At 50.6% G+C, this 25,924-nt stretch carries 18 protein-coding genes; 4 read left to right on the top strand and 14 right to left on the bottom strand.

Annotated features, from left to right (window positions below; all coding sequences use genetic code 11):
- Window positions 1-13: 13 nt before the first annotated feature.
- On the bottom strand, window positions 14-1,570 hold the full coding sequence (locus tag K0J45_RS06515; protein ID WP_220044713.1) for a cytochrome ubiquinol oxidase subunit I: 1,557 nt from the start codon (window positions 1,568-1,570) through the stop codon (window positions 14-16).
- 1,241 nt (window positions 1,571-2,811) lie between these two features.
- A complete protein-coding gene (gene purL, locus K0J45_RS06510; RefSeq protein WP_220045232.1) occupies window positions 2,812-6,693 on the bottom strand; it encodes a phosphoribosylformylglycinamidine synthase in 3,882 nt (1,293 codons plus the stop codon).
- 325 nt (window positions 6,694-7,018) lie between these two features.
- On the opposite strand from purL, the gene mltF reads away from it, so the two are divergent.
- The gene (gene mltF, locus K0J45_RS06505; RefSeq protein ID WP_220044712.1) at window positions 7,019-8,449 is read left to right on the top strand and encodes a membrane-bound lytic murein transglycosylase MltF; all 1,431 of its coding nucleotides are present in this window, start codon (window positions 7,019-7,021) and stop codon (window positions 8,447-8,449) included.
- Between the two features lie 50 nt (window positions 8,450-8,499).
- Complete coding sequence (locus K0J45_RS06500) at window positions 8,500-8,637, top strand: hypothetical protein (protein ID WP_190272411.1); 138 nt, start codon at window positions 8,500-8,502, stop codon at window positions 8,635-8,637.
- Window positions 8,638-8,684: 47 nt separating this feature from the next.
- On the opposite strand, the gene tadA is transcribed toward K0J45_RS06500, so the two are convergent.
- The 3 genes from tadA to K0J45_RS06485 all read right to left on the bottom strand — a co-directional run bounded on the left by tadA (window position 8,685) and on the right by K0J45_RS06485 (window position 11,681).
- Entirely contained in the window at window positions 8,685-9,221 is a 537-nt protein-coding gene (gene tadA / locus K0J45_RS06495; protein WP_220044711.1) for a tRNA adenosine(34) deaminase TadA, read from the bottom strand.
- Window positions 9,222-9,720: 499 nt separating this feature from the next.
- On the bottom strand, window positions 9,721-10,701 hold the full coding sequence (locus K0J45_RS06490) for an MFS transporter (RefSeq protein ID WP_220044710.1): 981 nt from the start codon (window positions 10,699-10,701) through the stop codon (window positions 9,721-9,723).
- Complete coding sequence (locus K0J45_RS06485) at window positions 10,698-11,681, bottom strand: aldo/keto reductase (RefSeq protein WP_220044709.1); 984 nt, start codon at window positions 11,679-11,681, stop codon at window positions 10,698-10,700. The genes K0J45_RS06490 and K0J45_RS06485 overlap by 4 nt, the downstream gene beginning before the upstream one ends.
- Before the next feature lie 61 nt (window positions 11,682-11,742).
- Between K0J45_RS06485 and K0J45_RS06480 the strand changes: the two genes are divergently transcribed.
- The gene (locus K0J45_RS06480) at window positions 11,743-11,997 is read left to right on the top strand and encodes a helix-turn-helix domain-containing protein (protein ID WP_220044708.1); all 255 of its coding nucleotides are present in this window, start codon (window positions 11,743-11,745) and stop codon (window positions 11,995-11,997) included.
- Between the two features lie 69 nt (window positions 11,998-12,066).
- Entirely contained in the window at window positions 12,067-12,684 is a 618-nt protein-coding gene (locus K0J45_RS06475) for a LysR substrate-binding domain-containing protein (RefSeq protein WP_220044707.1), read from the top strand.
- A 621-nt stretch (window positions 12,685-13,305) separates the two neighbouring features.
- Here K0J45_RS06475 and K0J45_RS06470 read toward each other — a convergent pair.
- From K0J45_RS06470 to guaA, 9 genes are all read right to left on the bottom strand, one after another.
- Entirely contained in the window at window positions 13,306-13,908 is a 603-nt protein-coding gene (locus K0J45_RS06470; protein ID WP_220044706.1) for a 4Fe-4S cluster-binding domain-containing protein, read from the bottom strand.
- A gap of 2 nt (window positions 13,909-13,910) precedes the next feature.
- Window positions 13,911-14,417 carry a hypothetical protein gene (locus K0J45_RS06465; protein WP_220044705.1) on the bottom strand — a complete coding sequence of 169 codons (507 nt, stop codon included), beginning with the start codon at window positions 14,415-14,417 and terminating at the stop codon, window positions 13,911-13,913.
- The gene (locus tag K0J45_RS06460; protein WP_220044704.1) at window positions 14,417-14,626 is read right to left on the bottom strand and encodes a DUF2997 domain-containing protein; all 210 of its coding nucleotides are present in this window, start codon (window positions 14,624-14,626) and stop codon (window positions 14,417-14,419) included. The genes K0J45_RS06465 and K0J45_RS06460 overlap by 1 nt, the downstream gene beginning before the upstream one ends.
- Complete coding sequence (locus K0J45_RS06455) at window positions 14,619-16,970, bottom strand: hypothetical protein (protein WP_220044703.1); 2,352 nt, start codon at window positions 16,968-16,970, stop codon at window positions 14,619-14,621. The genes K0J45_RS06460 and K0J45_RS06455 overlap by 8 nt, the downstream gene beginning before the upstream one ends.
- Window positions 16,970-18,661 (bottom strand): hypothetical protein, encoded by a 1,692-nt coding sequence (locus K0J45_RS06450; RefSeq protein WP_220044702.1) that lies wholly within the window; start codon window positions 18,659-18,661, stop codon window positions 16,970-16,972. The genes K0J45_RS06455 and K0J45_RS06450 overlap by 1 nt, the downstream gene beginning before the upstream one ends.
- Window positions 18,661-22,134 carry an AAA domain-containing protein gene (locus K0J45_RS06445; RefSeq protein WP_220044701.1) on the bottom strand — a complete coding sequence of 1,158 codons (3,474 nt, stop codon included), beginning with the start codon at window positions 22,132-22,134 and terminating at the stop codon, window positions 18,661-18,663. Before K0J45_RS06445 ends, K0J45_RS06450 begins: the two co-directional genes overlap by 1 nt.
- 15 nt (window positions 22,135-22,149) lie before the next feature.
- A complete protein-coding gene (locus K0J45_RS06440) occupies window positions 22,150-23,739 on the bottom strand; it encodes an AAA family ATPase (RefSeq protein WP_220044700.1) in 1,590 nt (529 codons plus the stop codon).
- Between the two features lie 98 nt (window positions 23,740-23,837).
- Window positions 23,838-24,077 carry a hypothetical protein gene (locus tag K0J45_RS06435; protein WP_220044699.1) on the bottom strand — a complete coding sequence of 80 codons (240 nt, stop codon included), beginning with the start codon at window positions 24,075-24,077 and terminating at the stop codon, window positions 23,838-23,840.
- A gap of 172 nt (window positions 24,078-24,249) precedes the next feature.
- Window positions 24,250-25,827 carry a glutamine-hydrolyzing GMP synthase gene (guaA, locus tag K0J45_RS06430; RefSeq protein ID WP_011865100.1) on the bottom strand — a complete coding sequence of 526 codons (1,578 nt, stop codon included), beginning with the start codon at window positions 25,825-25,827 and terminating at the stop codon, window positions 24,250-24,252.
- Between the last annotated feature and the right edge of the window lie 97 nt (window positions 25,828-25,924).

The following is a 25,924-nucleotide window of genomic DNA, read 5'->3' as shown; positions in this document are numbered from 1 at the left end:
TGAGATCTCCGGTTTAAGCTTCTAGGTTTTCAAAGTGATAACGGCCCGTCTTGAGACTGCTAGGTCCCTTACGTGCAAACTTGATCATCAAGAACAGCTCAATCACCAGCAGGACGGTATAGAAGAGCGTGATAGAGATGATACTGAACCAGAGATCCGCAGTCGTTAGGCTAGAGGCCGACATGAAGGTTGGCAGCACCTCGGAGATGGTCCAAGGCTGACGACCGTACTCGGCCACGAACCAACCACACTCGATGGCGATCCAAGGCAGTGGCAGGCTGTATAGCGCCGCCTTAAGTACCCAAGGCTTCTCTTCGATCTGATGACGTGTGCTCTGCCAGAAGGCCGCCGCAAACACGAACAGCATGATAACGCCCAGGCCAACCATCACACGGAAGCTCCAGAACATAGGGGCAACCGATGGGATAGAGTCTTTAGCCGCGGCCTTGATCTGCTCTTCTGTCGCATCGACCACATTGTCTGTGTAACGCTTCAGCAGCAGGCCATAACCCAGGTCGACTTTAGCCTCTTCGAAGGCGGCACGCAGCTCAGGGGTTTCCTTGCCGGCGCGCAGCTCGGTCAACATGGCATAAGCCTGCATACCGTTGCGAATACGCTCCTCGTGCTCGACGATAAGGTCGCGGATACCGGTAACCTCTTCATCGATAGAACGGGTGGCGATGATACCCATGGCGTATGGGATCTTGATGGCGTAATCGGTATGCATGGTTTCCTGATTCGGGAAACCCACAGCGGTAAAGGCCGCTGGTGCAGGTTCTGTGTGCCATTCGGCTTCGATAGCCGCTAGCTTAACGCGCTGGGCCTCACCCACCTTATAGCCTGACTCGTCACCCAGTACGATGACCGACAGGATAGACGCCATACCGAAGCTTGCCGCGATGGCAAATGAGCGACGGGCAAACGGCAGATCACGCTTCTTTAGGATGTAGTAAGAGCTGATGGCCAGAACAAACATGGCGCCGGCAACATAGCCAGAAGCCACTGTGTGAACAAACTTCACCTGCGCAACCGGGTTGAACAGGACTTCGGCGAAGCTGGTCATCTCCATACGCATGGTTTCGTAGTTGAACACACTACCGACTGGGTTCTGCATCCAGCCGTTGGCGACCAGGATCCACAGCGCCGACATGTTCGAGCCAAGGGCCACCAACCAGGTAACCGCCAGGTGTTGACGCTTGCTGAATCGGTCCCAACCGAAGAAGAACATACCCACCAGGGTAGATTCAAGGAAGAAGGCCATCAAGCCTTCGATAGCCAGCGGCGCACCGAAGATGTCACCCACATAGTGAGAATAGTATGACCAGTTGGTTCCGAACTGGAACTCCATCGCCAGACCTGTGGTAACACCCAGGGCGAAGTTAATACCAAAAAGCTTACCCCAGAACTTGGTCATATCTTTATAGATCTGCTTATTGGTCATCACATAGAGTGATTCCATAATGGCCAGCAAGAACGCCAGCCCCAAGGTCAAAGGTACAAACAGGAAGTGATACATAGCTGTCAGCGCAAACTGTAAGCGCGAGAGCTCTACAACCTCTTCAACAATCATCAGTGACTCCTTAGGTGGTGCGATCATTCTTCAAGGTTAGATCCCCATCAACCCGGAAAAATGCCTATTTAGGAATTTTATTATTCAAGTAATTTGTCAGACCCGAGTCTCACAAACCGCCAAATTTTAACTTTTTGCCTCGCTCAAGCGTCGCTGACGCTCAAAAAGGCCCTCTCACCCCAGTTTTTGAGAGGCGGCTCACAAAACCTTTTGGTTTTTAAACCCCCGTCGCAGAAAACGGCCGAGAAAATCAATTTAAATTATTTTTTTCAAAAACTTACAACAAGGCATATCAAACGTACCCTAACCATTTTATACCATTCAAAATTGATTCAAATCAATCAAACACGGCGCGGATAGTGGGTTTTGCGGACGGCGCCACACTTCACCCGGCAACACGCTTGCCAAAACATTATAAACGTGATAGGAAGCCATTAAATTTTGATAAAAATGCTATTTTTAGCAAATTTCAGCTCACATCACGCAAAATGCAATATTTAACAAGATTTAACAATTAAAGAGTCAATATATGTAACCCAAAACCACTGCGCAACTAACAACGCAAGCACTTAAAATCAATGACATACAAAATTAAAAACATCAACAGCACACCAAACACACCCTCCAGAGATTAAAATTACTAATGCTAACTTGTAATTTTAATCGTTTGTTCCCTAGGCGACATTTGCTTACTATATGCCTGTGTTAAGGAGACGGCTCAATCAACCCGGTGAAGTTGCCCGCCAAGCCACACTCCGCTCACATCATTAATCACTGTGTGGAGAATCCGTTATGAAAAACCTATTTGATCGTCTAGTTAACAGCTACAAGCGCACTTTTGTTGAACTCTATACTGCAAGAGAGCTGTAAATAGCACCTTAACCCGCCATTGCTTGAAGTTTTGTTAGCGCAAAACGGCCACCGTTTTCTCCTCGAAGGCGGTGGCTTTTTACTTTCTAACGACTTGGTTTAGATGATTTTAGATTAGTTTAGCAGACGCTAAATAAATAATGTCGCCTTTTAGCGATTTTCGGGGCAGATCCCATTAAGCGTGATTTGCGCGAATTAAAGGAAAAAACCATCGATACCCCTACTTTATGGCTGTTTAGCAGTTCAGAATGTAATAAAGTAAGGCTAAGTGCATGTATCTGTGTGGGTTTAAACTAACTCTTTATGGGTATAAAAAAAGGGCCTCGAATTTTCGAGGCCCTTTTTGCATCAATTAAACCGCTAAGCTTAGGTTAACCTAATTTAGCGCGAACGTTTCTGAACATTCTCATCCATGGGCTATCTTCGCCCCACTCGTCAGGATGCCAAGAGTTCGCCACGGTTCTAAACACACGCTCTGGGTGCGGCATCATAATGGTGACGCGACCGTCTGTGCTACAGATACCGGTTAAGGCGTTTGGCGAGCCGTTAGGGTTCTCGGGGTATTGCGTCGCTATCTGGCCATGGCCATCGACGAAGCGCAGCGCGATAGTGCCAGACGCCTCTGCGGCGGCCAGCGCCTCAGGCGATGCGAACTCGGCGCGCCCCTCACCGTGAGACACGGCGATCGGCATGCGTGAGCCTTCCATGCCTTCGAAGAAGAAGGATGGACTCTTCTGCACTTCCACCAGGCTGAAACGTGCCTCGAAACGCTCGGAGCGGTTACGCACGAAGTGTGGCCAATGCTCGGTACCCGGAATGATATCTTTCAGGTTAGACAGCATCTGACAACCGTTACATACCCCGAGGGCGAAGCTGTCGTTACGCTCGAAGAAGCGGCTGAACTCTTCGCGGGCGCGGCCGTTGAACAGAATCGACTTGGCCCAACCTTCACCGGCGCCCAGTACGTCACCGTAAGAGAAGCCACCACAGGCCGCCAGGCCCTGGAACTCTTCCAGGCTGATACGGCCCGAGAGGATGTCAGACATGTGAACGTCGCGACTCTCGAAGCCGGCGCGGTCGAAGGCGGCGGCCATCTCGAGGTGAGAGTTAACCCCCTGCTCACGCAGAATAGCCATCTTAGGCGCTGTGCCCTTGAGGATATAAGGCGCGGCGATATCTTCGCTCGGGTCGAATTTGAGATCCACGGTCAAGCCTGGGGCATCGGCCACCTGCTTGAGCTTGAACTCTTCCTCGGCACACTCAGGGTTGTCACGCATCGCCTGCATGCGATAGGTGGTCTCGGCCCAGATGGTACGCAGCTCGGTGCGTGACTCGGCTAATACCTCAGTCGCTGCATCACGGATGATGATGCTGTCGCCAGCCACAGGCTTGGCAACCACATGGCAAGTCACACCGGCCGCCTGGTACTGCGCCTTGATAGCCTGGCTATCGGCTGCGCGCACCTGGATAACGGCACCCAGCTCTTCGTTGAACAGACGCTCTAAATGAGTGCCCGTCAGCGCGCTGAGATCCACATCCAGACCCGTATTGCCGGCGAACGCCATCTCAACCAGCGTAGTGAATAGACCACCGTCGCTACGGTCGTGATAGGCTAGCAGTGCCTTATCAGCCACCAGCGCCTGAGTCACCTCGAAGAAGCCGCGCAGCAATGCCGCATCGGCTAAGTCTGGCGCCTTATCGCCCAGCTCACCGTATACCTGCGCCAGACATGAACCGCCCAGACGACGCTCGCCCTGGCTAAGGTCGACCAGCAGCAGCTCGGTATCACCCTTGTCGCTTCTCAGCTCTGGGGTTACTGTCTTACGAATATCTTGCACCGCACCGAAGGCAGTGATTACCAGCGACATAGGCGAGGTAACCGTCTTATCTTCGCCGCCGTCCTGCCAGGCCGTCTTCATCGACATCGAGTCTTTACCCACTGGGATGGTGAGATCCAGCTCAGGACACAGCTCTTCGCCCACGGCCTTGACCGCCTCGTACAGACCTGCGTCTTCACCCGGGTGACCCGCGGCAGACATCCAGTTGGCCGACAGCTTGATACGCTTGAGTGAGCCAATATCACTGCCGGCGATGTTCATGATAGATTCGGCTACCGCCATGCGCGCCGAGGCCCCAAAGTCCAACAGTGCCAGCGGCGTACGCTCGCCCATAGACATGGCTTCACCGCTGTAAGAATCGAAGCTTGATGCGGTCACGGCGCAGTCGGCCACAGGCACCTGCCAAGGACCGACCATCTGGTCACGATTCACCAGACCGGTAACCGTGCGGTCACCGATAGTGATCAGGAAGGTCTTCTCGGCAACGGTTGGCAGACGCAGTACGCGGCGCACCGCATCTTTCAGCTCGATGGTCTCTTGTACCAGCGCAGGCGAATCCGCCTTTTGCGACACCACGTCACGGCTCATCTTGGGCGCCTTGCCTAGAAGAACCTCTAGCGGTAGATCGATAGGCTTGTTGTCGAAGTGTTCATCCGACAGGGTCAGGTGACGCTCCTCAGTCGCCTCACCCACCACGGCAAATGGCGCGCGCTCGCGCTCACATATGGCGGTAAATAGCTCTAGGTTTTCCGGCGCCACAGAAAGCACATAACGCTCCTGCGACTCGTTACACCAGATCTCCAGCGGGCTCATGCCCGGCTCATCCGATGGCACGTTACGCAGCTCGAAACGGCCGCCGCGTCCGCCGTCGTCCACCAGCTCAGGGAAGGCGTTTGACAGGCCGCCCGCGCCCACGTCGTGGATAAATTGAATCGGGTTGGCTTCGCCCATCTGCCAGCAGCGATCGATCACTTCCTGACAGCGACGCTCCATCTCTGGGTTGTCACGCTGCACCGAGGCAAAGTCGAGATCTTCACTCGATTGGCCAGAGGCCATAGAAGATGCCGCGCCGCCGCCCAGACCGATATTCATCGCAGGGCCACCCAGTACGATTAGCTTGGCGCCGACGGTGATCTCACCCTTCTGCACATGCTCTTCGCGGATATTGCCCAGACCACCGGCAAGCATGATTGGCTTGTGATAGCCACGTACCTCGACGCCGTTGTGGCTCGAGACTTCCTGCTCATAGGTACGGAAGTAGCCCAGCAGTGCCGGACGACCAAATTCGTTGTTAAAGGCCGCGCCGCCCAGTGGGCCTTCGGTCATGATATCTAGGGCGGTAACGATGCGATCTGGCTTACCATAATCGCCTTCCCATGGCTGTACGAAACCAGGGATCTTAAGGTTTGATACGCTAAAGCCGGTGAGGCCAGCCTTAGGCTTAGAGCCACGACCGGTTGCGCCTTCGTCGCGGATCTCACCGCCGGAACCTGTGGCCGCACCCGGGTATGGGCTGATGGCCGTCGGGTGGTTGTGGGTCTCCACCTTCATCAGGATATGCATAGGCTCTGTGTGATAGGCGTACACCCCGTTTGGCTCGGGGAAGAAACGACCGGCGACAGAACCTTCCATCACGGCGGCGTTATCTTTGTAGGCAGATAACACGTGATCAGGCGTCTTCTCGAAGGTGTTCTTGATCATCTTGAACAGCGACTTTGGCTGCACCTCGCCGTCGATGGTCCAGTCGGCGTTGAAGATCTTGTGACGGCAGTGCTCCGAGTTTGCCTGGGCAAACATCATCAGCTCGACATCATTAGGGTTACGATTCAGACGCTGGAAGTTTTCTACCAGGTAGTCGATCTCATCCGGCGCCAGCGCCAGACCCAATTTAACGTTGGCCGCTTCCAGTGCCGCCTTGCCTTCACCCAGCACATCGACGCTGGTAAAGACCGCAGGCTCGGTGCGGGCAAACAGGCTGCTCGCCTGTTCGAAATCTGGCAGAACCACTTCGACCATGCGGTCGTGCAGCAGGCCAAGCAGCTGCTTCTGCTGGGCGTCGTCCAGATTGTCGGCCTGAACATAGTAGGCGATACCGCGCTCTAGGCGCTTGACCTTGTTCAGACCACAGTTATGAGCGATGTCGGTCGCTTTCGACGACCATGGAGAGATGGTGCCCGGACGCGGCGTTACGAAGTACAAGTTGCCTTGGGGCGCATGTGCTTCAATCGCAGGTCCATAGGTTAACAGTTTGGCTAGCTGCTGGGTTTCGCCAGCGTCCAGTGCCTCTGTTAAATCGGCTAAATGAATGAACTCAGCATAGATATCTTGTACTGGAAGCGCCGCACTCTGACAGGCCTCCATTAGCTTTTGGACTCTAAACGCTGATAATGCAGGGGCTCCGCGGATGATCTCCATCACGTCTTTTCACCTTATTATTTATAATTGCAGGGTCAGATCTGGCGCTATTATAGGGAAATGTGGGGCACAAATCATCCGTAGCATGGCTTCAAAACAGCGTTTCCCTCGATTTATTATCACCATAGCGCGAAAACAGCTTTACGTAACAAAGAAACTGGCGCGGCGCCAAATTCATGCCCCATACTTAAGCTGGCAAAACGCCAAAATCATTCAACAAAAAACAACCAAACTCTGCCGACATAATCGCCATTATTGCCTTTGACCAGCTTGTGATATAATCATCGGCCGCGTTTTATAAAACGGATTAAAAAATAGTAACTTAATGAGAAGTTTCCTGCTGATTCTATTCTGTGTATCGCTACTGACAGCTTGTCAGGGCGAGCGCGTGGACGCAGCAAAAGCGGTTGAAACCCAGCCGAAAACCCAGCTTAATGTGGGCACCCTCTACGGCGCGCAGATCTATGTCACCACGGGTCAGGGCCTCGCCGGCTTCGACTATGAGATGGCCGAGCGTTTCGCCAAACATCAGGGGCTCACGCTCAACATGCAGCCCTACCCCACCATCAGCGATCTCTACCAGGCGATGCGAAATGGTGAAATAGACCTGATCGCCGCCGGGCTGGCCGACACCCAGAGCCGCCGGGAGCAGTTCAGGCTGGGGCCGCCCCTCTACTATGTTAATCAGGTGCTGGTCTACAAACAGGGCGCCAAGTACCCAACGGATGTGAGTCAGCTGGATGACAACATTACCGTGATCTCAGACTCCTCCTTTATCGAGACCCTGGCGGAGATGCAAAAACTCTACCCCGAGCTGGTATGGGATCAGCAATGGGACAAGGACAGCGAAGAGCTGCTGGCGATGATCGCCCGCGACGAGATCAGCTACACCATAGCCGATTCGACCACCTTCGAGATCAACCGCCGCTATATGCCTGAGCTCAGGGCCGGCCCTGTGTTACGAGAGGGACAGGCCGTGGTCTGGCTGCTGCCGCCAAACGGCAGCGATCAGCTGATGAGTGACCTGCTGAGCTTCTGGCATCAGGAAAAAAGAGCCGGCACCCTGGCTCACCTGAACGAGAAATATTTCGCCCATGTGAAACGCTTCGATTATGTGGACACCCGCGCCTTCCTGCGCGCCATAGATAGCAGGCTGCCCAAGTACCGCGACAACTTCGTCGAATATGCTGGCGATCTCGACTGGCGTAAGCTGGCGGCGACCGCCTATCAGGAGTCCCATTGGAACCCCAATGCCCGCTCGCCCACCGGCGTGCGCGGCATGATGATGCTTACCCTGCCTACAGCTAAACAGATGGGGATCGACAACCGTCTCGACCCGGAGCAGAGCATACGCGGCGGCGCCAAATACCTGAGCGACATTCTCAATCGCCTGCCTGAGTCGATTCCGGAGAATCAGCGCATGTGGTTTGCCCTGGCCTCCTACAACATAGGCTATGGCCATGTGGAAGATGCCCGCAAGCTGGCGCAATCTATGGGGCTTAACCCCAGTGCCTGGCGCGATCTGAAGAAGGTATTGCCCCTGCTGCAGAAGCGTAAATACTACAAGCAGACCCGCTACGGCTATGCTCGCGGCAGCGAGGCGGTTCACTACGTGGATAACATCAGGCGCTACTACGACACCTTGGTATGGATTGACAATCAGAATCAACAACTACAAGATGAGGTGATAGAAGCGCAACAACAAACGGCCGAAAAACAATCACAAAGCGAGATTTCCGCCGCGCAGCCCAACTAGATATGACGCAGCCTGTGGTTGTCTGGGTAACGGCCCTACGGAGGTTCATCATGAGAAAAAAAACCTTAAACAATCTGTCTTCACGGCGAAGAACCCTGCTTAAGATACGCCATCAGCACACCATCAACCGACAGAAGCAGTTCTTCACCTTCATCAAGCAAACTGGCAGCCTGAGTCCAATCGACTAATCAAGGCGACGCCAAACAAGCGAACAACGCATAAAAAAAACAAGGGCCTATTGCCCTTGTTTTTTTTCTGCCATCTTAAGTGCCTTCTTCTCCTGACGCCGCCTGCGAAAGAAGGCGCTAAGCTGCTCGCCGCACTCACTTGCCAACACCCCAGCGGTCACCTGCAGCTGATGATTGAAGGCGCTGCTGCGCACCAGATCCACCACGCTACCGGCCGCGCCCGTCTTGAGATCCGCCGCGCCAAACACCAATCGACCAATTCTGGCATGCACCATGGCACCGGCGCACATGGCGCAGGGCTCTAAGGTCACGTAGAGGGTGGTATCCAGCAAACGATAGTTTTCCACCACCTGGCCCGCGGCGCGAATGCACTCCATCTCAGCGTGGGCACTGGCGTCATGGCGGCAGATGCTGAGGTTGTAGCCGGTCGCTATCACACTATCATCTTTCACCAGGAGGGCGCCCACGGGGACCTCCCCCCGCGACTCGGCCTCGGCGGCCAATGCCATGGCTTGGCGCATATAGGCTTCATCTTTTACCGCCTGCTCATCCAGGTTGGTTTGCTCTTCTACTGCCTTACTCATCTGCTCTCTATTACTTGTCCACACGGCCACTTTTTAAGGGTGATGTTTTTACCTGGGCCTATCGGCTAGGCCAATAATGTCACTCAAATAAAAAGGGCATATCGCTATGCCTCTTTCATCAATCATCTCAACCTATCGCGGAGTTATTCCTATTCGAATATCAATAAGAAGGAAATTGCTCTATATAACAGCTAGTTATAAAGGTGGCCTTTTCTCGATACCATCATCTATACCATGCTCGGAATTTTTTAATTTTCTTGCAGATCGTCGACGTATTTAACAACATTCCAAACTTATACCATAGTAACTTGTTCCGTAGGTCCTTTACTACTAACAACCACTAAAGTAAGACTTAGCAGCGTAATTAATGCAGCAGATAAATAAAGCGTACTAATATTCCAATGGTCTAAAATTCCTACTCCTAAGGCAACCCCCGTACCAACAGCGCCATTGAAAATAGCAGCATAAATAGCTGAAGCTAGTAAAACATCGTCTTTTGCTAATCGGATGATCCATGTTTGAAGACCAACGAATAGTGCGCAACACCAAGACCCCATCCAGATACGAGCAGCAATGTAATGACTTTACTGCTAACAGTCGGAAGGCTGATTAACGTCAAACACAGCGAAATAAGTAGAAGTCCTGTGCTAAGGACCCTCTTTAAGTGGTTGTCTATATACATTCCGCACATGAAGTTACCGACTATACCGGCAACACCAAATGTCAACAGACAGATAGAGATCCAACTGTTTGGCAGGGCAATCACTGAAGAAAGTAGCACCTCAACATAAGTAAATGCAGCAAAGTGTGAAACGATACCACAAGCGGCAATGAGGTATACGATTCTCAACTTCGAATTTCGAAACACAGAGAAGAGTTCCCCCCTTCCCAAACGAGGTGTACCTGACACATGCGGAAGACTTAGAACCAGAGTCAATGCCGTAACAACAGATAATATTCCTAAAATTAAAAATGATAAACGCCAGCCAGCACCAGAGCTTATCCAATTAATAAGTGGGACGCCTAAAACACTCGCGATTGAAACACCCCCGAAAATGATGGCAGTGGCTTTCCCCACACTACTTTCTGAAACCAATTGTGCGCCCAAAGTGCCAATCATTGCCCAGAAAGCACCATGAGCAAGAGCACCGACAACTCTGGCAGCTAACAATACACTAAAACTTTGACTGACAGCTGCCACACCATTAACCCCCCCCAACAATAGCATCAGTCCGACTAACAATGGTCGACGGGGTAAATGGCTAATCATCATGACAGAAATTAAAGCGACAGCAGCACTAAGCCATGCATACAAAGTAACAACTAACCCTGTAGAGCTAGCACTCTGCTGCATATCTTGTGCGATCGAAGACAACATACCTATTGGTGCTAACTCAGTAGTAACAATCGTAAATGACGCAATACCAAGCATAAAAACAGCGACCCAGCTACGCCAATTTGTGTAGTTTGACGGGCTCAAGCGTTCACTCCTTTCATACCTTCAGTTGTATAACGCTCCCCAGCGGGCTGAAATTTTCGCACAGCTGATTCAATGCGGGTCAAATCCGCTGCCGTTAATACGACATCAGGAGCCCCCAAGTTATCAATCAAATGCTTCATTTTCTTTGTACCCGGAATAGGTACGATGTCAGCCCCCTGCGCTAATAACCATGCCAATGCAATTTGTGCCGAAGAGCATGACTTACTACTGGCCATACTAGCAGCCACCTCTGTTAGCGGACTGTTCGCTCTTAGGTTATCAGGAGTGAATCTCGGGAATGATTGTCTTGCATCTTCAGGAGTAAAGTCACTGTCAGGCGTAATATTCCCTGTCAAAAAACCACGCCCTAATGGGGAATAAGTCACAAAACCAATACCTAATTCTCTACATGTTGGCAAAACATCTTGCTCCACATCACGGGTCCACAGTGAATACTCGGTCTGCACGGCACTAATTGGATGAACAGCATGCGCTTTTCTCAGTGTACTTGCGCTGACCTCAGATAAGCCAAATTTTGCAATTTTCCCCTCCTTGACCAATTGAGACAACGCAAAAACGATTGTTTCTATAGGCACATTAGGATCTAATCGATGGAAATAGTATAAGTCGATGCATTCAACGCCTAAGCGGCGTAACGAACTCTCGCAAGCACGACGAATATAATCTGGACTATTATCAATTACTCGTTGGTACTCCCCAGGACGACGTACAATTCCACACTTAGTCGCAACTTTAATTTCAGCACGGCTTTCTTTCAAAAATTCCCCAAGTAGTTGCTCGTTATGATAATGACCATAAGTATCTGCGGTATCTAAAAAAGTACAGCCAAGATCAATAGCTTTATGGATCACAGCCTTAGATTCGTCGTCATTTCTAGGCCCATAAAATTCACTCATGCCCATACAGCCTAATCCTATCTCGGAGACTTCAAGACTTTGACCTAATACACGTTTCTTCATGATTGATATCCCTTGGTTTACATTGAGATATTCAGCATGCTTTCCGAAAGTGGAGATTCATATGCACACAAACCGCAATCAGATTTCCGAAAATGGAAACAAGAACAATACCCCATCTTTGAATTGGGATGATGCCAGGATATTTCTCGCCATCGCTAGAGAAGGCACATTAAGTCGCGCAGCAAAGCGATTAAATTGGGGGATTGCCACCACTTCTCGACCTTTAGAACGTCTGGAGTCGACGCTACAAGTTCGCTTATTTACGCGTGATCAACAGGGCTATACATTGACCGATGAAGGCAGAGATCTGGTTTAACCGGCTGAAGCCCTAGAGCAAGCTGGCTTTGCTTTTGGAGATGCTACTTATCGTAATAATGATGAAGTGTTGGGTCATGTACGCCTGGCAACAGCGCAAGGATTAGCCGATCACCTCATTATTCCAGCCATGCCAAAACTTATTGCTGCTCATCCAAATTTAACCGTGGAGATAGTCACGAGCGTATCCACTGTTAACCTGCACCGACGCGATGCTGATATTGCCTTACGTATGGTAAGACCGGAACGTGGAAACGTGAGCATCCGTCGACTTGGGACACTAGGGTTTGGGCTTTACGCCTCACAAAACTACGTAAACAATAGAAAGCGCTCAGACACCACTAGCCTATCTTTCGAACATGATGATTTCATCGGGTGGTCTGAAATGCAGCAAAATTTGCCAGCAGCGCAATGGTTAACAAAAATGTTAAGAGGAAAGCCTAGTCGCTTAACCACAACCAGTCTATCGGCACAAATGAGCGCTGTAGAGGCGGGGATTGGTATGGCTATACTTCCTCATTTTACTGCTAAAAACAAAAACTTGGTTTGTGTACAAGGAGATGTGAGCTGTGATCCGCCTATTTGGTTGGCTATTCACTCTGATTTAGCACACTCACGCAGAGTTAGAGCTGTTGTCGATTTTCTGGATGCTATTATTTCTGAAAACCAACAATCATTATCGCAATAAAAATGCCAGTCAGTATTACTGACTGGCATTTCAGCTATTTTCTAAGATCTGATTGGCTATTTATAACCAGCCCTACTCCCACTCTATTACCAATAGAAGAATAAATAAATTATAAAACAAAACCTCGAAGAACAACCCAATCCAAAAACATGAAAAATTCCATGCATGGTAAAAACGCTCAATATGTTGGATTAGCCATCTTCAGATGGCCGCATTACCATCACAAACATCCAGCTCTACCAAGAGGCCTCGGGCGGCTTTTACAAAGCATCTTTCGCCAAGAGCTGCATGTTGAGACGCCCTCCCCCCCGGACACGCCAAACACCATTTCTGTATTCACGACAGCAGCAGTCACAGCATTTTCACCGGTGCACTTAGACCCACTAGCCCTTCGTGCCAGCTTCGAACAGCTGGTCGCACTTGAACCTAGGTTTATGTGCCTGACCCACTGCGGGCCGGTGCAGCCGACGGCCGAGAATGTCCGGCAGTTACTGGCATCACTGGATGCCTTTGTCGCCATCGCCGAACTACACGGCAGACCTGCAACAGGCCCGCACCAGGCTGGCAACAGATGCCGACCTCAACACCTAGGGGCTGTAAGTCTGGCTGGACAAATCCAAGTCACTCAGAATCTATTAAAGTCCCGAAAAAGCTGCTGTCCGGGTAACCAAGAACTCTGATAGCAGCATCTTCATCAATAATGACTTCGACCTCGTTAGCGTCTTCTGGCGGATCCAGAGGAATTCTGCCCCCCGCCAAGTAAATTAATTCCTGATTTGACGAGCCCCTCCAACGAAGATTCGTATTCCTTAAAGAAGAAGAGTAGCGACCGGCTATCATCAAGTCACAATGTTCTCTGAGCAACGCCCAATCCCTGCGTTTTACTAGCTCACTATACGTAAAACCGGTATATAAAACCGTCGAGCAGCCCGAGGAGCGCCTGAAAGAGCTTAATAACCAATGTGTGTTTGATGCCTGTTGTAGAGGCTCACCTCCAAGTAGGGTTATGCCATCAATATCCCTGTATTGAAGAATGTCATCCAATAATTGCTCCCGATGTATCAATTGTTCAGGCTCAAATGACCACATCTGCTGATTCCAGCATCCTTCACAAGCTAACGAACAGCCCTGGAGCCAAATAACGTAACGTTTACCAGGCCCATATATATGGCTTTCTGGTTCAATATGCGCAACGTTGAAGTACTCACCATAGTCCTGTCGCACAGCTACACCATACGGGTCAGTACCAGCTGAATCTGGCCTTTACTATTGGTGGTTTCCTTAACGGAGTAGCCCTGGGATTTGGCCTTGGCAATGGCTTGCTGGCGAGTAGTTTCAACCCTAGCTTTACGTTCTTCCTCAAGGCGGATTCGCTCCTGCTCAGCCAGTTTTTCCAGATGCTTTTCATAAGCAGATTCGTAAGCACCACTCACATCAGTAAGAAATCTGGAAACCTTGATATAACCCTTTTCTGAAAAGCGATCGACGGTACGACCTGCATACTCATCTGAATCATGCATCATTACCCAACGATCTCGCTCAAACCGAAATAGCTGGCGGCCGTTGTAATCACTACGATTCGTTAGAATATCCCCAATCTGAAGTCGATTGCGCTGAACAAAATCAACATCACTTGAAGTGACTCTTTGTGGTTCAGCCCCAACCGCTGTCAGAGCCTCCATCAGCACTTCTTCAATCACAAATGGCGTAGCGGTTTTGATTACAGCACTCATCAGGACTTCCCCTTGAGTGACTGAACCCGATTCGCCTGTTGGGTCTGCTGCTGATGATATTCATCGGTCTTTTTAATGTTGCTGACGACACCGTCCAGATTCAGCAACTTATCCAGTGCCTCCAGGCAGCTTTCGCCTTTGAAGCCACTGGTCTTGGCAGTGATGGCCCCATCGTCATCAATCGTCAGGGTAATTTTTTGTTCAGGCATTGGTGGACTCCTTGTCACATACAATTTTTGCGTTCAAACGTTCAGCATCCTGTCTAGCCTGATTAATCTGATCAGTATCAAATACCACCAGGTAACGATTTTGCTGATATTTACGCAGTTCCGTTCCTTCTGCTGGCAGCTCTTCTGATGGCCACGGGAATTGGTTTTCAGCAGCTGTATTACCTTTCAGACCGAGCTGTTTGGCGAAGGCATCGGATGCTTGTTTCTGCAGATACACAAACGATGCACCGTGTTCATTCAGTGCTTTTTCTGCTTGCTCTTGGTCTACTTTGCTGTTATCCAGTGTTTTTTGAGCCTCCTGAATATCACGCTCGATTTTCTTCAGGCCTTGTTCACGATCAGCCAGGCAGCGTTCAAAAGCACTGTAATGCTTTTTCCAGACCTTTTCCTTGATGACTGTTTTCCAGTTGTTTGCCTGCCTTACATCCATGGCTTGCAGAGCTTCTCGTTTGATTTTTATACAGGCCTGGCGAGCCTGTTGTTTTAATTCTTCACGTCTGGATTTGGCTTGTTGAATAGCTTCTTGTCGAGCCTGCTTTTCCAGCTCATCAGCGTCTTTTGGTGCTGCCAGAGGTATCTCTGGCAAAGCTTCAGCCAGAAACTGTTCAGGCTTGAGGTCGTTGATTTCGATCTCATTCACCTGCTGTTCTGTCAGCTTTTCGGCCACTGCAACCCAGCTATCGCTGAATTTTCGCTCAACCTGCGAAGTGGCCTCGGCCTTATTCTTTTCCAACTGTTCAAGATCAGACAACTTCTGTTTCAACAGCTCGTTCACCTTCGACTGATCGGCTTTTAATGCATCACGACGCTGCTCCCAGCGCTGATTTTTCTCGGCTTTATCCAGCTCCCGCTCGGTATCGGCACCACGCCTACGAATTTTATCCTGCAAGGATTCCAGACGCTGACGATATTGCTCTCGTTCCGCTGGCGTTGCTGTAATAACGGACCAATTTTTGAGGACGTCGATTTCCTGATTCAAGGATTTCACCGATTGTCCCTGCCCGAGCAAGAACCCTTTGATAAAACCTCTTAACTTGTCAGCGATGCCATCTTGCTGTTGGTCGATGTTGGACTGGGCTGTAGTCAGTACTTCAAGTCGTTGCTGCCAATCCTGTTCTGAACTTTTCCAGGCCTGATACAAGGCATCCGGCTTTGCACCCTCCGGACAGTAAGGTGGGTGTACGACCACGTCATAATCAATAAAGTGGGCAAGCTGGCTGCGTTGCCAAGCCGTCACCCCGGATGCCAGCTGTTTGACATCATCACTCAGGAAGCTGTCGATACTCTGGGTGCTGATACCTTCAAGCTCGATTTCACGAACGTCCTCAACTACACATTCCAGACCCGGTTGATCAGCGAAACGGAGTCGTTGTTGATAATCGCATTCGCCTATCGCTGTTTTGGCTTGATATTGCCAGGCGGCCTCCTCAAAGGCCTGTTCGTATGCTTGCTCAAGTTTATGGCTTTGCTGTGTTGATAGCTTTAAGCACCAGTTAGCAGCAGAAAAATCCGTTTGATCTGGCAGTAGCCAGTTACCCTCATTCGATAACAACAATGACGGTATCCGGTTATCGCTGAGTACAACGCCTGTACGAGCCTGCTTTGAAATTTCACTGGACTGAGTTCCCAATAGCAACCGCCAGCTATCACCGGAAGCACCAAAACCCGAATGAGTAGCCGCTTGCAGATGTTCCAGCGTATCGCCCAGACAATCGTTCAAGGTGCCGCATAGCTGATGGGAGTGGTTGGTAACGACCACGCCATCCGGATGTTGCACACTGGATTGCTGCTGGTTCTGTTGCAGGTATTCCTCGTTGCTGTGCTCCCAGAACAATTTGCAGAAGCTGCGAAAACTGTCATCGGTCTGTTGCGATTCCAGCTGCATTCCCCAAGCAGATTGATCAGCAGACACCAGAGGCTGACCCGACATTAACAGCAGCCCTTGTGCCTGAGTGGTAGTGTGATCCACCAGTATCAGAGCACCTTGCTGGCTCACGCCAGTACGGATCAGGCAACGACCAGACAGGGTATCAATTGCCGCCTTGTTGGCATTTTTGTCGCCCAGCAGCAGATAAATACGAACGCCTTGTTCGGCCTGTTCTTTGATGGTCTGAATCAACGATTCATCTTTCAGATTTTCACAGGCAATCAGCAGAGTAAGACGAGAACCACTGACGTATTCAACAATGAGTTTGCCAGGATAGAATGAATCCAATGAATTACTGAAGTCTGCATCAGACTCCTGTTTGCTGAACAAAGCAGGCAAATGCTCATTCTGGTAATCGATTCGAAATTGTTCCTGACGAGGTACGATCCGTGTCATCAGAGAGCCTCCGCTACGGTGTTATTGATCTGGTCTTGCAAGTATCGAGGCAGCTCATCCTCTTCTTTCGGAGTGAAGGTCGGTGAGCCATCAACAATAAATCGGCCACCACTCTCACGAATAAAATCAAGCCCGCTGCTGCATTCCCAGCACCAGGTATGCTCCGTACCGACCAGAATCCAGTAGCGACCGTGGTTATCATTTTGCTTTTGCAGGATTTCGCGCGACCAGCTGTCTGGCAGTTCTGCTTCTTTTCCGTGCTGCCTATCCAGCGTCAACAGCAAGCCATCAGCATCAGTAAAATAAGCAGCCACTGACTTCAGGTTGCGGCTCTGACGTGGGGTATGTACATAACGATCTGAATAGATGAAGTGTTCGATATATTCACCACCTGTCAGCTGTTGCAATAACTCACCAAGATCCAGTAGATCAGTATTTACCAAGCTGATTGGCATCCGCAACTTGCGGCCTCTGGACGAAGTGAGATCCGCCATTGCCGCAACATGCCAATAAGCCTGCGGCTGACTTTCGCGTGAAATCTCTGACAGCAAGGACTGCTGTTCTTTAAGCGGCAGTTCAAAATCATTCAAGGCGATATGATCCAGCCATTGTGACTGCTGTTTACGGGCCTCCGCCGATGAGTGGTACTTGCTGCTGTAGAAGTCTTCCAACCAAAAGCGATGCCAATCTTCAGCATCAGATTGGTCAGCTGGCTGAATGGGAATAAATTTGGCCTGAACCGACTGAAATTCACCCATAGCAGTTGTCAGACCCGAGAGATTAAAACCGCCTATCTGGAATTTCTGCACAGCTGATGGATAACGCTGAATCTGTTCAAGCTGAGTTTCCATACGACGGTTATCAGGCAGCCAGTTGCCGTCGAATTCTCCGGCGATAGCCGCCATGACATCGTCCAGACGATCACCAAAATCGTCAATGGAGAGAGCCAGAGCTTCTGGACGAGAGCCGGTTTTGTTCTGTTTGAATTGCAACATATCCAACTGGCCTTTTAGGCTGACTAGCGACTGCGAAAAGTCGAGCGTCCATTCAAGCTCAATCTCTGCTGATTTTTCGGGCGAGCAAATCACTTCGGGTTCGAGCGATGCCAGCTGCAGGCTGTAATGCTTAGGCTCAGTCTTGTTACGATCGACAAAGGACTCTTCCAGAACGTTCAGCTGTACAGGCTGCTTTACTTGGAATTCTGACCAAGCTGCGTCCGCTCCTTTTTTCCAGCCTTTCATATTGGGATCAAAGAACGCCGTATCTCGCTGCATCAAGACCGGACGAGTTCTCAGCAACGGATCATTATCTGTGTACCAGATATGATAAAGACCTCGCTCTTTAGCTTCGAACAAGCCGCTATCTATAACTTGCTGGCCTTTATCCGAGATGCCTGATTCATCCCACAGCGCTTCCCGTTTTAGATACACCTTAAGTCGAGAAGGAACATCGGCAGGATTGTTCTTAACGCCCTTTAACAAGGACACCAGATCGGGGCGCTTCCGCAAAAACGTACATCTGGCGATGATGGGAAAGCGTTTCAGCTGAACAGTTCTGCTGAGCGTTAAGGCTAGCGAGCCTGCTTTACTATCAGCATGTTTGCCAGGCCTGGATTGATTAGCAGCCTCTCCTGAAGCATTCCCTTTATGTTCCGCTAACGACTTCATTCTGTTGTTTTTATTGCCACTCATTAATGAGATTTCCCTTTCTTACCTGCATGATGGTGCGGCTGTTTTGTGCTACTTGCAGTCGAAGCACAGCAGGATTCTGCGAGTTTCTTTAGCTCCAGCGTACGGGAGCCCTGAGAGAAATATTCATGATGCCCGACAATCACCAACTGGTAACGGGCACGGGTAATGGAAACGTTAAGACGGTTGGGCGAGTCCATAAACCCATCACGATGGGTATTCACCATCGACAAGAACACCACATCCGCTTCCTGACCCTGGAAGTAATCCACCGTCGCCAACTTGATCGATATGCCTTTGAAATTAAACCGTGCATAACGATAGGCATTACCCGGCAGCTTTTGAAGGGCTTCCCGCAGGGCTTTTTCCTGACCTTTGTAGAAGGTCAAAATCGCAACGTCGAAGGCTTCGCCTTTTTTGTTTTTGCTTTTGCGTTCTGCCCAATCACAAAACGCTTTCAGCTCAGTCATCAGAGCCTGTGTTTCCTGCTTGTTACTATTGCCCCGTAATGTGGTTCCCCGAATGTCCAACCAGATATTTCGGGAGTTATATCGCGGATAGTTCCATGCCCGGTCGGAAGTCGTTTTGCCTCCATCGGCCAAAACACCTTTGGGGTAAAATTGCTGTCGAGGGAATGCCGATATATCCGGATGCATCCGATGTTGATAGGTCAGCGTCGTATAGCGTCGGGACTTCTCAGAAGCATCAAACCCCTGATTCAAGGTCGTTGGTTCGTCGCTCTTACGTTTGACCAGTCCATCCCCCGATAGGGCCTCCAGAATCGATGGGAAGGCAATATTTTTGAGTACATGAATTCGGCCATCCGCCGATACTGACTTGGGGAAAAGCCGTTCCAGAGTATCTTCCAGATAACCGGTTTTCTGCTTTTGGTTGGTGGATAACCGCAGCCAGTACTCGCGCTCCAGACGCCAACAAACCTCTTCCGACCATTTGGTGCTATCGATCCGTTCGAGCATTTCTTTATGAACATGAACGGTATCCGTGTATTCAGAGGTCTTAACCTTGAATGGCTTCCAACCGGTATCTGTGGTTCTATGTTGCGCCGCTTGGGGGGTACGACACCAATCGGGATGCAGCACCAGCATATCGTCAGGAATCCAGCCAGTCAGTTCCCCCAGACAGCTTTCTTCGACAAAAAGTAAATTGTGGCTATACAGCTGTTCAGGATTCCGCTGAATCTGTTTCAAGCCAACCATGTGGCTATCTGCATCACGTCCCGCGTTTGCCATTACGACCAACAGGTTATCCAGGCCCTTGGCAAGTTTTGGCAGCGAAGTACGTGTTCGAATTTCTGCAACCAATGCACTTGCAACGTCATGGGTAACAGGCACCAACACTGGATGGGAATAGGGATTCCGATGGTTACCTCGCAGCTCCTCCAGCAGGAAGCAGGCTTGCTGGACTGCAGCAGGAAGGTTCTGACCGGGTATTTTACCTTTTGGTGGAACCAGCATCAGATTATCGAGGTTGGCGACGATCTGCTCACGATCAGTGAACGGCGATAGCTGACGCACATCGCCTACCAATACCCAGCGTTTGGCGAAGCGGGCAGGCACCAGGAATTCCTGAAAAGTGGTTTTACTGCACTCGTCGATGATCATCACATCAAACGGTGGCTCGCCTGAATCCAGCGACACCTCGCGGTCATTGAAAAGTCTCAGAATGCCGATGGTAGTACCGCAAACCAGATTGGAAGAATCCACCATTAGCTGCTTGCTGAGCTGATCACACCCGTGGATTTTCTGAAGACCGCTGAGCATATTATCGAACTGGAATTCTTCAACACCGATGGCATTGTTTTCGTCACCGATGCGCAACGGAAAGATCTGTGCCGATAGCGCTGGGTTTTCCTTGATCCGCTCCAACACATTGTTGATCGCGGCATGGGTCGAAGCTGACAACAGAACACGCTTGCCCTGCAACACCAGCTGCATGATCAGTTCAAGAATGGTGGTAGTTTTACCTGTACCTGGCGGGCCATCCAGAATGGTGAAGTCCTCATTCGCTAGGGCCTTAGCGACAAACTCGCGCTGACGATCACAACCATCAAAGTTTGGATCTGTCAGTACTGTCCAACTGGACTCGGGAATTTGCTGCGGCTGAACGTCTGGCCAACGGACTTGCCCACGTTTCTGCAGCATATGAACCAGCGGCCAATGGCCTACTGAAGGGCGATTCATCAACTGATTGATGGCATCCTTCTGGCGTTTGAGCTGGCTGGTGTCTACGCTGACACGAATCTCAGTCGTTTTTCCCTGTTGGGATGGATATTCGCTGTTCCAGTTTTTCTTGCCTTTGATATTTCTGGCCAGCAGGATCTGGCGCTCTTCTTGACGTGCTTTAAGCACACGAAAACCATCGTCATTTTTACGCTGGGTGGAATCAAGAATCTTAATGTTCTGGTTATCGCCAAAGAAGTAATCCAGATCGGATTTACCTGTGTCGTCACCGCTGTCTTTTTCGATCAGTTGAACCCATTTTTCTTCGACTTTGGCAGACTCCACTGTCCAGGATAGCTGAGGAAAAGCGGAGCATTTCAGAACATCAGAATCCTTCAGTTGTTCCGTTCCTCGACTCTCGAGTACCAAAACCTGGCTTTTGTCCTTCTGATCCCCCTTTGTGGCAAGGCTTTCAACCTTCAAATCCCAGTGTTCACTTTGCAGAGAATGCTCCTGACATTGAAAGTGATCACAACTCAGCCTTGCCAGTTGCTTACTGGTAATGTCGTCCAGCTTATGACCGTCAACCTGAGGACGTGACTCTGAAAACAGCAACCAACTATTACCTTCGGATTTGGCTTGCCATTGCTTAAGCCTGGATTCGTCCAATCCAGTGATCAAAGTGAAAGGTGTATCTTGCCCGCCAATGGACAGTTTGCTACCGGCTTTCACGTGGCCTTGCACAGTCACCCCAGCACCATTTTGCTGCATCACTTTACATAGTTGGCCATCAATATAAACAGAGTCCAGCTTGTCAATTTGAACAGCCAGTCGACGCAGTTCCAGCTGATAACCGCTCCATGAGATAGGATCGTCGTCTAATTCAAGGTCAGGCAAATACAGCTGATGATCCGAGGCGCTATAACCACCGTTGGGAATATCTGTCTCTCGTCGTCCTTTACCTTTGCCTTGTCGAATAGGGTCGTCTTCATCCGGGTCAAAATCAGCATCGGGTAGCTCTCCATCAACGGTGAGAATTTCAAACCAGCCTTGCTTACCAGCCACAACTTCAATTTCGCTCACCGGCAACAGTTGCCAGATCAGTTTGTCAGGCTTGAGCTGATAGCGCTTGTTGGCGACAGGCTTCCATTCGCAGCTGACTTCCTTGTTCTCCAGTGCCTTGATGCTGTTATTCAGGTAATGCATAAACGGCATCAGGACACTATTGGTCTGGCTGTCCAGTGTGTCTGCCTTGAAGCCTTGCTGTTCAAGAGCAGTAAAAAACGGGTTTTCCATAACAAATGGTCCTGGTTATTTTTTGACGAACGGGTTTTCGCCTTCCTGTTTGAGACGGGGCTTTTTACTGCTGGAAAGATCCAGAGCTTCTGGCTCGGCAGAGCTGGCAGCCACAGCGCGCCCCTTGGCCCAGGCACGGGTATCCTGAATCATTTCCTCCATGGTTAAAGACAGTGGCGAGGTGGCCTGAATGGCCTTGAGGATATCGTCCTTGTTTAACTGGTGGCCTTCGTCAAAAGCCAGAAACATGGCTTCCTTAACGGCTTCTTCCAATTCAGCACCAGTAAAGCCCTTGCTGGCAATCGCGAGTTCATCCAGTTCCGCAGGCGAAAAATCATCCAGCCGATTTCGGCGTTTCAGATGAATAGAGATAATGTCTTTGCGATCCTGCTGCACCGGCAGATCGACAAAGAATATTTCATCGACACGACCTTTCCGTAGCAACTCTGGTGGTAATTGGGCGATATGGTTGGCAGTCGCGACCACAAACACCAGTTTTTCCTTTTCCTGCATCCAGGTCAGGAAGGTACCCAGCACCCGAGACGTAGTGCCGCCATCGCTTGCACCGGAGCTCTGCAGGCCTGACAGGCCTTTTTCGATTTCATCAACCCAGAGAATACTGGGCGCCAGTGCTTCGGCAGTTTGTAGTGCCGAACGGATGTTAGCCTCCGACTGCCCCACAATACCGCCGTAGATTTTGCCCATGTCCAGACGCAACAGAGGCAGTTGCCAGGCATTAGCCACTGCTTTGGCGGCCAGGCTTTTACCTGTACCCGGCAAACCGAGCAGCAACACACCTCTGGGAGTTTCCAGGCCAAAATCACGGGCGTCTTTGGTGAACGACTGACGACGGCGATTCAGCCAGGATTTGAGGTTATCGAGGCCGCCGATATCGTCGAGCGTGGCTTTCGGATGAAAGTATTCCAGATGTCCGCTCTTGCGAATCACCTGCTCTTTTTCTTTAACGATAAAAGGGATTTCAGATTCGGTGAGACGTCTGAACTGGCAAGCGGCCTTTGAGAAAGCCAGTTGGGCTTCGCTGGTTGAGAGACCAAGTGCAGACTCGATCAGAGCGGATGACTCTTGATAGTCCCTGTCGCCCAGTTCATATCGCTGCTTGGCCTGTCGCATCAGAGTTTTGAGGTCATCGGTATCCGGTAATGGCATTTCCATCACCTGTACCTCTTTCTCCAATTCTGGAGGCAGTAAAGGAGCAGGCTGGGATAACACAACAGTGACGTTATTGATTTCACGGCTGGCAACGGCGATCGCAAATGCACGCAAGCGGCTGATCAGGGTGTGCTCATTCAGGAAATGATGGAAGTCTTCAAGAAGCAGCATGAATTCAGATTGGTCTTGCGAAGATTCAACCAGCCACTCCAGAGCTTCCTGAGGCTGTTCACCCTCATCCTTCGATTCCCAGGAACCGTCTTCGAAATCGTATTTTCTCAAGCCCTGCGGCATGTTCCATACGTAGAGGTCTCTGTTCAGGTCTGTGGCTACCTGAATGCAGCAAGCGCGAATACGCAAGGTTTCGTGACTGATGATTTGAATAACCGGTGCCGCTGTTTCCGTATTTAGCTTGAACAAATCCCTAAATGTCACTGTCTAACCTCCATGTTGAATTGCCAGTAACTATAACTCATGGCAGATGTATATAAGCATTAGAAATATCAAGACTCTGCCAACACCCAGGCGGAGCTTCAGGCCCTGACCCGCTGTAAATAATCCGCACAGACTGATCCCGCTGCAAAAACCGACCCCTGTTCATCCAGCACTGGGATACCCTCCAGATGATCGAAAAATGGCGTCAGCATACTGTCGGTCATGCTGTAGTACTCACCGGCCAGCCACTGGCTCTGGCTCAGCTGCTGTTCAACAATCGCAATAAAGCCACGAGCCAAAAGTTGATAAAGGAAGGTGCGTTCCGGGCGATGGCACACATGCAGCGGTGCGCCGACACTCGGGCTGGCCTCCCTTCCCTGCCAACCGGCAACGGCAACATGTTTGCATCCTTGCTAAGCTATTACAGGCTCACGTTAGCACGTTGAGCAGAGTACCCTGTAATTCCATCTACCAGACGGCATAAAGCCTGCCGTTGCCAGCCAGTACCGGTCACTCCCACTCGATGGTTGCAGGTGGCTTACCCGAGATATCGTAAACCACGCGAGAGATGCCGTCGATCTCATTGATGATACGGTTTGAGACTCTGCCAAGGAAATCGTATGGCAGATGTGCCCAGTGCGCCGTCATGAAGTCGATGGTTTCCACCGCGCGCAGGGATACTACCCAGTCGTACTTACGGCCATCGCCCATCACACCAACACTGCGAACCGGCAGGAAGACGGTAAAGGCCTGGCTCACCTTGTTGTACAGATCGGCCTTGTGCAGCTCTTCGATGAAGATCGCATCGGCGCGGCGCAGCAAGTCACAGTACTCTTTCTTCACTTCGCCCAGTACACGTACCCCCAGGCCTGGGCCAGGGAATGGGTGACGGTAAAGCATGTTATACGGCAGGCCAAGTTCCAGACCTATCTTACGCACTTCATCCTTAAACAGCTCGCGTAGCGGCTCGACCAGACCCAGCTCCATATCGTCCGGCAGACCACCAACGTTATGGTGTGACTTGATCACGTGAGCCTTACCGGTAGCACTGCCTGCTGACTCGATAACGTCTGGATAGATGGTGCCCTGGGCCAGCCACTTGGCGTTAACGCACTTGCGTGACTCTTCGTCGAAGATATCGACAAACACCTTGCCGATGATCTTACGCTTGGCTTCTGGCTCGGCTTCACCGGCCAGCGCGTCGAGGAAGCGTGATTCGGCGTCGACGTGAACGATATTGAGGCCGAAGTGATCGCCAAACATCTCGAGCACCTGGTCGGCCTCGTTCAGACGCAGCAGACCGTTGTCCACGAACACACAGGTCAGCTTGCTGCCGATGGCGCGGTGTAGCAGCATGGCCACAACAGAAGAATCCACACCACCGGACAGACCCAGGATAACCTCGTCATCGCCGACCTGCTCCTTGATACGAGCAACCGCGTCTTCGATGATAGAAGAAGGTTTCCAGTTAGCCTCACACTGACAGATATCCAGAGCGAAATGCTCCAGCATACGCTTGCCCTGACGGGTGTGAGTCACTTCTGGGTGGAACTGAACCCCGTAGAAACGCTTCTCTTCGTTGGCCATTGCAGCGTAAGGACAGGTATCTGTCTTAGCCACTGTCACGAAGCCTTCAGGGATCTCAGAAACCTTGTCACCATGGCTCATCCAGACGTCAAGCAGCGCCTTGCCGCTGTCGCTGACCGCATCTTCGATGCTCTTGAACAGTTCAGATGCCGCCTGAACTTCTACCTGGGCATAACCGAATTCACCTTCACCTACGCCTTGGATCACCTTGCCGCCCAACTGCTCTGACATGGTCTGCATGCCGTAGCAGATCCCAAGCACTGGTACGCCGGCGTTAAACACATATTCAGGTGCACGAGGCGAGTTGTCGGCGGTAACGCTTTCTGGGCCACCGGCCAAGATGATGCCGTTAGGCGCAAAGGCTTTGATCTGCTCTTCAGACACATCCCAGGCCCAAAGCTCACAGTAGACACCGATCTCACGGATACGGCGGGCAATCAATTGCGTGTACTGAGATCCAAAATCGAGTATGAGGATCTTATGATCATGAATGTTGCTCATGCTTTACCTTTTATCTTTCAGATTTTTCGCCAATGTCATTTATTAAGACCCGGCTTAAGAAAAGGCAGTGTATTTTTCAATGACACTGCCTGATTTC

The sequence above is a fragment of the Shewanella alkalitolerans genome (genome assembly GCF_019457575.1).
GTDB lineage: Bacteria > Pseudomonadota > Gammaproteobacteria > Enterobacterales > Shewanellaceae > Shewanella > Shewanella loihica.
Note: the sequence above shows the minus strand (reverse complement) of the source record. Positions and strands in the feature narration are given on the sequence as shown.